Genomic DNA, 10,693 nt, shown 5'->3' with positions numbered 1-10,693 from the left:
CTCGCCGTACTTGTCGCGGGCGCTCTCGCCCGCGTAGACGCGCATCCACGCGATCGACCGGCCCGTGGCCTCGGCGGCCGCGTCCAGTACCTTCTGGGCGGCCGGTCCCACGTCCGACCCGATCCCGTCGCCGTAAATGATCGGGATAATCGGGTTCTCCGGCACCGTCAGCTCTCCCGTCTCCTCGTCCGCCAGCTCGATCGCCTCGCCGTCCGCAGGGACGTCGACCTTCTCGTAGCTCATGAACGTGCGTGCGTTGTCGGACCCGCGTAAAGTGCCTGCCGCTTTGCCGCTTGGCGCTCGAGCGCCGGAATCGGCGGGCTTTGCCGGCCTTACGCGGGGACCGGCCTCGAGGGCGACCCGCCGTCACACGGGGCACACCGCCACGTCGAACAGCGACCGCCATCGGTAGCGCCGGCCGCCCCAGACGAACGTCCGCCGCGCCAGCGCGTACGCGAGGAAGACCGGCGAGACGAGCGCCGAGGGTCCCGCGAGCAGGAACGTCGTCCGGCGGATCCCGAACCGGGCGTACACCGCGGCCGAGGTCGCGGTGACGAGCGTCACGCCGACCACCGGCGCGAACAGGCACAGCGCGGCGAACGCGACCGCCAGGGCGACGTTGAACGCCGCCGCGCGCGGGGCGTGGAACCGTACGATCCGGAAGAACCGGACGAACCGCTCCAGCGATCCGCGGAGCGACCCGCCGCAGGGGACGGTCCGCGTCCGGTCCGCGGCGGTCACGTCGACGTACTCGGAGAGGGTCCCGTCGTCGCTGACGGTCCGCCGGAGGTCCGCGAGGAGCGCCGCCGCCGCGCCGTCGGCGGTCGCGGCGGCGTCGGAGACCGACCCCGGGCGGTCGAGGTCGGCGCGCTCGAAGACGACCGCGCCGCCCCAGGCGATCCCCCCGGCCGACACCGCTGCGGTCCCGCCGATCGCGTACGCGGGCTCGAACAGGCGGGCGAGGGGGTCTTCCCCGACGAAGACCGGAACCTCCGTCGTCGGTCCCTGTCGCTCGTAGTCGGCGTCGAGCGTCGCGAGCCAGTCGTCTGGATGCGCGAAGTCGTCGTCAGTCCAGACGATCCGGTCGTGTTCGGCCGCCTCCATCCCCGCGGCGATGGCGTTCGCCTTCCCGGAGCAGCCCTCGGGCTCGCCGGCGGGGACGATCCGGACGCCCTCCGGCGTCGCTCCCCGGCGGTCGGCGACCGGGTCGTCGGCGGTGTCGCAGATCACGAGCAGCTCGTCGCGGGCGCCGAGCTGTCCGGCCACCTCGTCGCAGGCGTCGGCCCAGCGCACGGTCGGGAGGAGGACGGAGGTCGGCGTGCGGTCCTGATCCGTGCTGGTCACGTCGCTCGGTTCGCGCGCGGGACTGATAAGTGGTCACACGGCCGTCCGAGCGCTCCCGCTCGCCGACCGTCGGACGCCCCGATCTTCACCGGCACTCGCGCGTCCCGATCTCCCTGACCCGGACCTTCTCCCGGACCCGGACCTCGCCGCTCCCCGTGACATCGACCTCGACCGACGCGAGCGTCATCGACGCCGTCTCCTCGCCCGAGAGATCCGCCGCGCGGTCACAGAGATACGCGAGCGTCGCGTCGACGCGCTCGGCGTCGATGCGCTCGGGCTCGTCGGCCGACAGCAGCGAGAGGTGTTTCCGCCAGCGGGCGGTGGGGTATCCCCGAGCGTCCGACGTGGGGCGGTCGGCCGCGACCGGGTCGCCGTACAGCGCGTCGACTCGGTCGCCGTCCGCGGTCGTCGCGGTCGCGAGCACGAGCGAATCGGTCGAGGGCGGCGAGGGCGCGAACATGTCCCAGTCGCTGTCGCCCGGGTCGGACACCGCGGCGACGGGCTCCGGCGCGGCGACGACGCCGAGTCCCATCGCGTTCCACGCGAGCAGCGAGACGAGGAGGAGCGCGGCGACGGCGGCGAGGGCGCGGGCGCGGGTCGGTCGGTCCGGGAGGAGTCGGGACGGCGGGTCGATCGCGGCCGGTCCCTCGCTCAGCGACCCTGAGATCCCCGCGACCGCCGACCGGAACCGTCCGGCTGTCGGCGCGGCCAACGACTCGGTCCGGTCCCAGACGAACGGTGGGAAGAAGGGTAACAGACCGATCGCCGACACCGCGGAGAAGACGCCGATCTGGAGCGTGAACGCCATCGAGAGGTGGGCGGCGACGAGGGTTCCGGCCAGCGCCGCCCGGAGCCGCCCGGCGGCCGCGACGAGCAGCGGCGAGGCGACGAGCAGCCCGAGCCAGCCGTAGGTAGCGGCCGCCATCAGGGCCGGGCTCTCCGGCATGAGCCCCCCGAGTGGGCCGTGGAGGTACGTGAGTCGGAACACCCGCTCGACCGCCTCGCCCGCGGGCCACGCCTCGCCGCGGAGCTTCACGACCGCGTTCGAGACGTACACCCCGACGACGACGGACAGCAAGAGCGCCGAGGCGGGGCCGGCGAAGCGGGCGTTTCTGGGCGGGCTCCCGTCGTCTCGCGGCGCCCCGCGCCGCCTGACCGCGTCCGCCGACCAGCGCGCCCCGAGCGGGCACAGCAGGCCGGCGCCGAGCAGCTGCCAGAGCAGCGTGTCGCCGGCGTTGAGCACGAACGGGTTCCGCGCCTGCAGCGACGCGAGCAGGGCCAGCGAGACCGCGGCCGAGACCCGGGTCCGGTAGCCGACCGCGAGCGCGACCGCGGCGACCGCGGCGACGACGAACAGCACCCCGGCCGCCCACGCCTCGCCGGAGAGCGCGTACAGCGAGAACCGCGCGAGCGGGTACGACTCAGCGAGGAGGTCCCGCGGGAGTACGCCGGCGTCGGTGTAGAAGGCCGTCAGGTTCCGGGCGCGCAGCGCGAGGTCGACGAGGAGGACGGCGCCGAGCGCGAATCGGAACGCCGCGAGCGCGCGCGGGTCGACGCCGATCCGAGGCCGGAGCGCGGCGCGGAGGCGATCGGCGGCCGGGAGGCCGCCAACTGCCGGCCCGGAGTCGACGGCGGCGTCTCGGCGTTCGGCCACGATGGTGACGACTCCCCGAGCGGCGACGATAGGTCTTGCGGCGGCGCGGCGGGGTTGCGCGGCGGGGAGGAGGACGGAGGGAAGGCCCTCGCCACGGCTTTCCGGGCGCTTATTGGGGCGCCGCGAGACCCTCGCGTATGCGCGTTATCGCTCACGGCGGCGCCGGCGGGCGCCCGGACGAGCCGGCCCCCAGACAGGAAACGCTCGACGAGGCGACCCGGCGCGGCGTCGACGCCGAGACGCCCCTCGCCGCGGTCGAGGCGGCGCTCGGCGTCCTCGAATCGGACCCGCGGTTCAACGCCGGCGTCGGCGGCGCGGTGCAGTCCGACGGGGTCGTCCGCACCGACGCGGGCGTGATGACCTCGGATCGGGAGGTCGGCGCGGCCTGCTCGATGCCCGGCGTCGAACACGCGGCGAGCGTCGCCCGGGTCGTCCACGCCGAGACGCCGCACATCTTCGTCTCTGGCGAGCACGCGGTCGAACTCGCTCACGAGTTCGGGATCGAGACGGAGGTCGACCTCCTCACCGACGAGAAACGGGAGCGCTACGAGGCCGAGGACCCGCCGCAGGGCGGGCCCCGCGAGCACCTCGACTGGCTCGCGACGCGGTTCGGGTCCGGCGACGATCAGGCGGGGGAGCGCTCAGAAGGTGAAGCGCCCGACCACGACACCGTCGGCGCGGTCGCGACCGACGGCGAGACGTTCGCCGCGGCGACCTCCACGGGCGGGCGCTCGTTCGCGCTCGCGGGGCGCGTCGGCGACGTGCCGCAGGTCGGGTCGGGGTTCTTCTGTACCGAGGCCGGCGGCGCGAGCGCGACGGGCGCCGGCGAGGACATCGCCCGCGTGACGCTGTCGCGGCGGGCAGTGGGGTATCTCGAGGACGGGCTCGAGGCGCAGGCGGCGGCCGACCGAGCGATCGACGAGTTCGAGGCGATCACCGGCTCGGGGGCGGGCGTGATCGTGCTCGGGGCGGACGGCGCCGGGAGCGCGTTCAATACGGACGGAATGCAGACGAGCATCGCTTATAAGTGAACGGCGTGATCCCTTCCGGCAAATCGGGAGGTTAACCCTCCGATTTCGCTTATAAACCGCTGATCGGCACGAACGCCTCCGAAGCCCCAGCCGCGAGGGCGGCGCACGCTCGCTGCGGTCCTCATTCAGTCGCTAACGCTCCCTCGTTGCGGTTCTTGCGTCGTCATCAAAACGCTTCGCGTTCTGATTGGCTCACGAGAGCCCCGCTCTCGTGAACGCCTGCGCCGCCCTCGCGGCTGCCCCTTCGAATCCCGCCCCGCAACCGCACCTCACACCTCCCCAGCCTCGTCGGTCGGCGCTTAAAAAGCGCCGACCGACTCCCTCGCGCGTGCGGTTCGCGGGCCGCTGGCCCGCTCACCGGCACGCGCCGACGTGAAAGATCGGTCGAGCGTCGTCGTTCGATATAAAACGATCCGGTCGGTCACTCGTCGTCTCCCGTGTTTCGCCCTACCGCCCGCAGAGGCGAGGATACAAATCCGCCCGCCGTCTTCCTCGGGTATGGTCACGTTCCTCGCCGGCGGCACGGGGACGCCGAAGCTCCTCGAGGGGGCGACCCGCGTGTGGGACCCCGACGAGATCGCGGTCGTCGCCAACACGGGCGACGACGTCGAGCTCGGCGGCCACCTCGTCTGCCCCGACGTCGACACCGTGCTGTTCGCCGGCGGCGGCGTCCTCGACCGCGAGACGTGGTGGGGGATCGCGGACGACACGACGGCGACCCACGAGGAGCTCCGCCGGCTCGCCGAGGCGGTCGGACGCGGGACCGTGCCCCGGTACCTCGACGACGAGGCGCAGACGGCGGGCCGCGAGATCGCCCGCTGGCGGCGGTTCTCGGGCGTCGGCGAGTTCATGGAGATCGGCGACCGCGACCGCGCGGTCCACGTCACGCGCACGAGCCTGCTCGACGAGGGGCACACCCTCACCGAGGCCGTTCGGACGCTCGCGGACGCCTTTGACCTCGACGTCGACCTCCTCCCGATGTCCGACGACCCGGTCGCGACGCTGATCCACACCGAGTCGGGGGAGACGATTCACTTCCAGGAGTACTGGATCGCGCGCCGGGGCGAGCCCGCGGTCGCCGACGTGGAGTTCCGGGGCGCGGACGACTCGGAGCCGACGCCCGCCGTCGAGGACGCGCTCGCCGAGCCGGTCGTCGTCGGCCCCTCTAACCCCGTGACGAGCGTCGGCCCGATGCTCGCGCTCCCGGGCGTCGAGGCGGCGCTGGCGTCGACCCCCGTGGTCGCCGTCTCGCCGTTCGTCGGCGACGAGGTGTTCTCCGGGCCCGCCGCCGACCTGATGGACGGCGTGGGGAAGGAGCCCTCGACCGCGGGCGTCGCCGACGCCTACCCGTTCGCGGACGCGTTCGTCCTCGACGACGACGACCCGACCGAGCTGCCCGGCCGACACGTCGAGCGCACCGACACCCGCATCGACGACGCCGACGACGCCGAGCGCGTCGCTCGGGCGTGCGAGCGGGCGCTGGGGGCGGTGGAGGCAGTGGCGGACCCGGAGGAGATCCGATGAGCGAGCGCGATCCCTTCCTCGTCGCGGCCAGCCTCAGCGGCGCGGCCGACGCCGACTGGGCGCGGGCCGCAGCCCCGTACGTCGACGCCGCAGTCCTCGGCGGGATCGCGCTCGACCCGGCCAGTCGGGCCGCGGCGCGCGACCTCGTCGCCCGCGACCGCTCGGAGTTCCTCCCCGCGGACCCGCTCGCGTGGATCGACCGTCAGCTCGGTCGGCTCGCCGACACCCCTCTCCGCCCCGGCGTCAACGTCCGGAGCGCGACCGTCGGTCCCGTTCGCGAGGCGGCGCGGGTCTGCGCCGAGCGCGGCGCGGTCTGCGAGGTGAATGCGCACTGCCGACAGCCGGAGCTTCGCGCGGTCGGCTGCGGCGAGTCGCTCCTCCGGGACGCCGACCGGCTGGCCGAGTACGTGAGCGCCGCCGCCGAGACCGGCGCGACGACGAGCGTGAAGGTCCGCGCGGAGGTCCCGGGCGTCGACCTCGCCGCCGTCGCGGACGCGGTCGCGGACGCGGGCGCCGACTGGCTCCACGTCGACGCGATGGACTCCGAGGCGGTCGTCTCGGAGCTGACCGGCGGCAGGGAGCGTCGGGAGGCCGAACGCCCCCGCGACGGTCTCACCGTGATCGCCAACAACGGCGTGCGGGGGAGAGCGACCGTCGCTGAGTACGCCGCGTACGGCGCGGACGCCGTGAGCGTGGGGCGGCCGAGCGAGCGCCCGGCCGCCCTCTCTCGGGTCGCCGACGCGGTGGCGGCGTGGCGAGAGGGAGAGCTGCCCGGTTCTGGCGGCGCGGAGCCGCCGGAGGCGCCGCCGTGAAATCGAACCCCGTCGACGACGCGACGCTCGCGCTCCTGCTGGAGGTGGCCGGAACCCCGAAACCCGGGAACGTCGACCGGCACCGCGACCTCGACGACCTCCGGTTCGAAGCGTTCCTCGGCGGGGCGGTCGGCGCCCGCGAGGGGCTGGAGCTGGCCGCCGACGGGGTGACCGGAATCGGTCGCGCCTTCGAGCGCGGCGTCGCGGGGATGGCGGAACGGGCCGGGACGAACACCCAGTTCGGCTGTCTGCTCCTGCTCGTGCCCCTCCTCCGAGCGACGGTCGCGAGAGGAGTCGATGACGGGCTCTCTCGGGAAGCCGCCGACCGGGCGGCCCGAGCGACGACCGTCGACGACGCGGTCGCGTTCTACCGCGCCTTCGAGCACGTCGACGTCGCGGTGGCGGACCCGCCGGCGGACGCCGCCGACCTCGACGTGCGACGGGGGAGCGACGCGGCCCCCGCGCTTCGCGAGCGGGGCACGACCCTGCGGGACGTGATGGCGCTCTCCGCGGATCCCGCGGACGCCGGCGGTTCCGAGGACGCTGACAGAGTCCCCGACCGCAACGCGCGGGAGTGGGTCGAGGGGTTCCCGCGGACGTTCCGCGCGGCCGAGTGGATCCGGAGCGACGAGGGGCCGCTGACCGACCGCGCGGCCCGGGCGTACCTCGGCCTGCTCGCGGCCGAGCCCGACACCCTTGTCGCGGCGAATCACGGCCCGGAGACGGCCCGCGAGGCCAGCGAGCGGGCGGCCGCGGTGTTGGGCGGAGCTGACGGGAACCCCGACGCGCTCGTCGGGCTCGACGGAATCGACGCCGCGGCGGTCCACGGCGCCGACCTCGACGACGCCGAGGGGCTGGCGACCGCCTTCGTCGACGAGGGGATCAACCCCGGGACGACCGCCGACCTCACGTGCGCGGCGCTGTACGTGGCACTTCGCCAGGGAGCCGAATCGGAGGGGGCGCCGTGAGCGGGAGCGACCGCGAGGACGGTTCCGACGCCGTCCCCGAAGGGTGGCCCGTCGCCCTCCGCGGCGTCACCGAGTCGGTCGTGACGACGCTCGGGCCGAACGACCGCTGGAACGTCGCGGCGCTCGGACTCCACGCGCCGGACGACCCGGACGAGCCGGTCACCGCGCGGACGTACGGGCGCACTCGGACGTGGCGGAACTTCGCCGAGCGCGGCGGCGGCGTCGTCCAGTTCACGACCGACCCACGGACGTTCGTCGACGCCGCGCTGACGGTCCGCGAGGTCGACGAGCCGGTGCTCCCGACCGCCGACGCGTGGGTCGAGGTGACCGTCGAGGAGGTCGGGAGCGAGACCGACGACGACACGACGATCCGGACGTGGGCGCTCGACCCGGTCGAGGGCGCGGTCGTGAGGGAGTGCGTCCCGACGGTCAACCGCGGGTTCGGCGCGGTCGTCGACGCGACGGTGGCCGCCTCGCGGCTGGGCGTACCCGGATTCGACACGGACGAGCTCTTGGACCGGCTGCGGTACTTCGCGGACGTGGTCGAGCGGTGCGGCGGCCCCGCCGAGCGCGAGGCGTTCGCCGCGATCGACGAGGTGACCGGGTGGCGGGAGCGGGCGGACGAGCGGTGACGAAACCGAGCGCCCCCGACGCGAACGCGCCTGCGGCCCGCTCGCGGCGTAACGAACCCTTTTAGTTCGGGCCGGCGGTATCGCTCGGTATGGCCATCAAGCCCAAGTACATCAAGCAGCTCGGGAACGTCCTGCTTGAGCGGTACCCCGACTCGTTCAACACGGACTTCGAGACGAACAAGGAGAGCGTCACCGCGCTGACGACCGTCGAGTCGAAGGGCGTCCGCAACCGGATCGCCGGCTACGTCACGCAGAAGAAGTCGCAGGCGGCACAGAAGGCGTAAGCGGGTTCGAGTTCTCCGCCGATTCGCTCCGTCACCGTCGAGCCGCGGCGTCGGCGGTCGGCGTCGGCGGTCGTCGACCGTTCGTCTCCGGTCGGTCGTTCGCCTCCCCACGTTTATTCCCGAAGCCGCGGCCACCTCGTCGCGATGGACGCGCTGGTCCGACCGGTCGTCGACCCGGGGTTCGCGGCGGCGGCGCTGGCGTTTTTGTGCGGGGGCGTCGCGCTCGGGACCGCGAGCGGGCTCGTCCCGGGGCTCCACGCCAACAACTTCGCGCTGCTTCTGGCCGGGCTCGCCCCCTCGGTGTCGGCCGACCCGCTGCTCGTCGGCGTCGCGATGCTCGGCGCAGGCGTGGTCCACTCCTTCCTCGACATCGTGCCCGCGCTCGCGCTCGGCGTTCCCGACGCCGCCACGGCCGTCGCCGCGCTCCCGGGCCATCGACTCGTGATCGCGGGGCGCGGTCGCGAGGCGGTCCGGCTCTCCGCGGTCGGATCGGGGCTGGCGGTCGCGCTCGCGGTCCCCCTCGCGGTGCCGATCACGTGGGTCATGGTCCGCGGCTACCCCGTCGTCAGACAACACCTCCCGCTGCTTCTGGGCGGCGTCGTCGCCTTCCTCGTCCTCACCGAGTCGTCGAGGCGGGCCGCGCTCGGCGGGCTCGTCGCGTTCCTCGCGAGCGCCGCGCTCGGCCTCGCGACCTTCGATGTCGACCCGTCAGCCCCGCTAGACGCGGGCGGCGTCCTCGCGCCGCTGTTCGCCGGGCTGTTCGGCGCCCCGGTGCTCGTCGACGCGATGGGCGGCGGGGGCGTGCCGCCGCAGGCCGACGCCCGGATCGCGATGAGCCGCCGCGGACTCGGTCTCAGCGCGGGCGGCGGGTCGCTGGCGGGCGCGGTCGTCGGCTACGTGCCGGGCGTCTCCGCGGCCATCGCGGCGGTCGCGGCGCTGCCGGCGGTCCCGCGCGAGGAGGGCGACCGCGGGTTCGTCGTCGCCACGAGCGGGGCGAACACGGCGAACACGATCTTCGCGCTGTTCGCGCTCGTCGCGCTCGGGACGCCGCGGACGGGCGTGACCGTCGCGATCGACCGCGCCGAGGTCCCCTTCGCGCTCCCGATCCTGCTCGTCGCGGCCGCGACCGCCGCGGCGTGCGGGTTCGCGCTCGTCCTGCTGGTCGGCGACGCGTACCTCCGCATCGTCGGGAACGCGGACTACACGCGTCTCTCCGTGGGCGTGTTGGGGCTGCTCGCGGGGATCTCGTACGCGTTCGCGGGGGCGTTCGGCGTCGGCGTGTTCGTCGTTTCCGGGTCGCTGGGGCTCGTTCCGCCACGGGTCGGCGCGCGGCGGGTCCACCTGATGGGCGTGTTGATCGGCCCCCTCATCGTCGGGTGAGCCACGGTATCTCGTCGCAATCGGCCGTACGAAGGGCGAGGGCAAAGAACAACGGTTAAAAGTCGCGCGGTGGTGGTTTACTGTATGAGCGAGAGTGAAACGCAGGGCACCCGGCAGTGTGTCTCCTGTGGCATTCAGGTGGCCGGGATGAACGCCGCGCGGTTCTCCTGCCCCGACTGCGGGGAGACGATCCACCGGTGCGCCAAGTGCCGGAAGCAGAGCAACCTCTACGAGTGTCCCGACTGCGGCTTCCGAGGGCCCTAACCATGGGGGACGTCGCAGCCAAGATCAAGGTCATGCCGGACAGCCCCGAAGTGGACCTCGACGACCTGCAGGACCGACTGGAGGAGTCGCTCCCGCAGGGCGCGAAGATCCGCGGGTTCCAGCGCGACGACGTCGCGTTCGGCCTCGTCGCCCTCCTGCCCACCGTCATCGTTCCCGACGGCGCGGGCGGCACCGAGGCCGTCGAGGAGGCGTTCAACGAGGTCGACGGCGTCGAGTCCGTCGCGGTCGAGAACGTCGGTCGCCTCTAAGCGACTTCGTTCTCCCCGCGGACGACGCGAAAACGCATTTTCACGACCGACCCCGATCGGAGAGCCACGGCTCTCCGATCTGAGGACTGGTTCGCGACGCGAGCCTCACGCGAGGCGATCAGTGATCCACGCGGCGAGGTCGTCGCCCGGGATGAACCCCTCCGCGCGGCGCGCGACCGGCTCGCCGTCGACGAACAGCACGAACAGCGGGACGCTCCGCACGTCGAACCGCTCGACGAGCGGCGGGTCGTCGCGGGGGTTCACCGTGGCGGCGGCGAGGTCGAGTTCGCGGGCGACGTTGCCGAGGACGGGCTCCATGCTCGCGCAGATGCCGCAGCCGTCGGTGTAGAATTCGACGAGGGCGGCGTCACGATCGGCGACGAACGCGTCGAGCGCGTTCTCGTCAGCGAGAGACGCCGGCCGCCGGACGTCCGCGGAGGCGTCGTTCTCGGAGGCACCGCCGGCGGATCCGCGCGTCTCTGATCCAGTATTGGAGTTCATACACACTATTGCCGCCGAACGCTGATAAAG

General features: G+C 73.5%; 13 protein-coding genes. 9 read left to right on the top strand and 4 right to left on the bottom strand.

Annotated features, from left to right (window positions below):
• The 3 genes from CK500_RS16250 to CK500_RS16240 form a co-directional block, all read right to left on the bottom strand.
• Positions 1-243, bottom strand: a 243-nt coding sequence (locus CK500_RS16250) for an isocitrate/isopropylmalate family dehydrogenase (RefSeq protein ID WP_269843945.1), incomplete at its 3' end; no start/stop codon positions are given.
• A 123-nt stretch (positions 244-366) separates the two neighbouring features.
• Positions 367-1,344: a glycosyltransferase gene (locus CK500_RS16245; protein WP_095638229.1), complete on the bottom strand. Its 978-nt coding sequence runs from the start codon at positions 1,342-1,344 to the stop codon at positions 367-369.
• Between the two features lie 85 nt (positions 1,345-1,429).
• On the bottom strand, positions 1,430-2,998 hold the full coding sequence (locus tag CK500_RS16240) for an HTTM domain-containing protein (RefSeq protein WP_095638228.1): 1,569 nt from the start codon (positions 2,996-2,998) through the stop codon (positions 1,430-1,432).
• Positions 2,999-3,135: 137 nt separating this feature from the next.
• On the opposite strand from CK500_RS16240, the gene CK500_RS16235 reads away from it, so the two are divergent.
• The 9 genes from CK500_RS16235 (at position 3,136) to CK500_RS16195 (ending at position 10,162) form a co-directional block, all read left to right on the top strand.
• Positions 3,136-4,029, top strand: a complete 894-nt coding sequence (locus tag CK500_RS16235) for an isoaspartyl peptidase/L-asparaginase (RefSeq protein WP_095638227.1) — start codon at positions 3,136-3,138, stop codon at positions 4,027-4,029.
• 498 nt (positions 4,030-4,527) lie between these two features.
• Positions 4,528-5,553 carry a 2-phospho-L-lactate transferase gene (cofD, locus tag CK500_RS16230; protein WP_095638226.1) on the top strand — a complete coding sequence of 342 codons (1,026 nt, stop codon included), beginning with the start codon at positions 4,528-4,530 and terminating at the stop codon, positions 5,551-5,553.
• Positions 5,550-6,365 (top strand): tRNA-dihydrouridine synthase, encoded by an 816-nt coding sequence (locus CK500_RS16225; RefSeq protein WP_095638225.1) that lies wholly within the window; start codon positions 5,550-5,552, stop codon positions 6,363-6,365. Before cofD ends, CK500_RS16225 begins: the two co-directional genes overlap by 4 nt.
• Positions 6,362-7,333 (top strand): triphosphoribosyl-dephospho-CoA synthase, encoded by a 972-nt coding sequence (locus CK500_RS16220; RefSeq protein WP_095638224.1) that lies wholly within the window; start codon positions 6,362-6,364, stop codon positions 7,331-7,333. Before CK500_RS16225 ends, CK500_RS16220 begins: the two co-directional genes overlap by 4 nt.
• On the top strand, positions 7,330-7,965 hold the full coding sequence (locus CK500_RS16215; protein WP_095638223.1) for a DUF447 domain-containing protein: 636 nt from the start codon (positions 7,330-7,332) through the stop codon (positions 7,963-7,965). Before CK500_RS16220 ends, CK500_RS16215 begins: the two co-directional genes overlap by 4 nt.
• 89 nt (positions 7,966-8,054) lie before the next feature.
• Entirely contained in the window at positions 8,055-8,249 is a 195-nt protein-coding gene (locus CK500_RS16210; protein ID WP_094525791.1) for a 30S ribosomal protein S17e, read from the top strand.
• A gap of 144 nt (positions 8,250-8,393) precedes the next feature.
• On the top strand, positions 8,394-9,629 hold the full coding sequence (locus tag CK500_RS16205; RefSeq protein ID WP_095638222.1) for a tripartite tricarboxylate transporter permease: 1,236 nt from the start codon (positions 8,394-8,396) through the stop codon (positions 9,627-9,629).
• 84 nt (positions 9,630-9,713) lie between these two features.
• Entirely contained in the window at positions 9,714-9,893 is a 180-nt protein-coding gene (locus CK500_RS16200) for an HVO_2753 family zinc finger protein (protein WP_004047107.1), read from the top strand.
• Between the two features lie 2 nt (positions 9,894-9,895).
• On the top strand, positions 9,896-10,162 hold the full coding sequence (locus tag CK500_RS16195) for an elongation factor 1-beta (protein WP_095638221.1): 267 nt from the start codon (positions 9,896-9,898) through the stop codon (positions 10,160-10,162).
• Between the two features lie 105 nt (positions 10,163-10,267).
• Here CK500_RS16195 and CK500_RS16190 read toward each other — a convergent pair whose 3' ends face one another.
• On the bottom strand, positions 10,268-10,663 hold the full coding sequence (locus CK500_RS16190) for a thioredoxin family protein (protein ID WP_095638220.1): 396 nt from the start codon (positions 10,661-10,663) through the stop codon (positions 10,268-10,270).
• Positions 10,664-10,693: the final 30 nt, after the last annotated feature.

Source organism: Halorubrum salipaludis (assembly GCF_002286985.1).
Classification (GTDB): Archaea; Halobacteriota; Halobacteria; order Halobacteriales; family Haloferacaceae; genus Halorubrum; species Halorubrum salipaludis.
The sequence above is the reverse complement of the archived record's forward strand: the minus strand, read 5'-3'. Positions and strand labels throughout refer to the sequence as shown.

Excerpts from the sequence above, each read along its gene's own strand:
- CK500_RS16235 (WP_095638227.1), top strand. The coding sequence starts at position 3,136 with ATGCGCGTTATCGCTCACGGCGGCGCCGGCGGGCGCCCGGACGAGCCG.
- cofD (WP_095638226.1), top strand. The coding sequence starts at position 4,528 with ATGGTCACGTTCCTCGCCGGCGGCACGGGGACGCCGAAGCTCCTCGAG.
- CK500_RS16225 (WP_095638225.1), top strand. The coding sequence starts at position 5,550 with ATGAGCGAGCGCGATCCCTTCCTCGTCGCGGCCAGCCTCAGCGGCGCG.
- CK500_RS16210 (WP_094525791.1), top strand. The coding sequence starts at position 8,055 with ATGGCCATCAAGCCCAAGTACATCAAGCAGCTCGGGAACGTCCTGCTT.
- CK500_RS16205 (WP_095638222.1), top strand. The coding sequence starts at position 8,394 with ATGGACGCGCTGGTCCGACCGGTCGTCGACCCGGGGTTCGCGGCGGCG.
- CK500_RS16200 (WP_004047107.1), top strand. The coding sequence starts at position 9,714 with ATGAGCGAGAGTGAAACGCAGGGCACCCGGCAGTGTGTCTCCTGTGGC.
- CK500_RS16195 (WP_095638221.1), top strand. The coding sequence starts at position 9,896 with ATGGGGGACGTCGCAGCCAAGATCAAGGTCATGCCGGACAGCCCCGAA.
- CK500_RS16190 (WP_095638220.1), bottom strand. The coding sequence starts at position 10,663 with ATGAACTCCAATACTGGATCAGAGACGCGCGGATCCGCCGGCGGTGCC.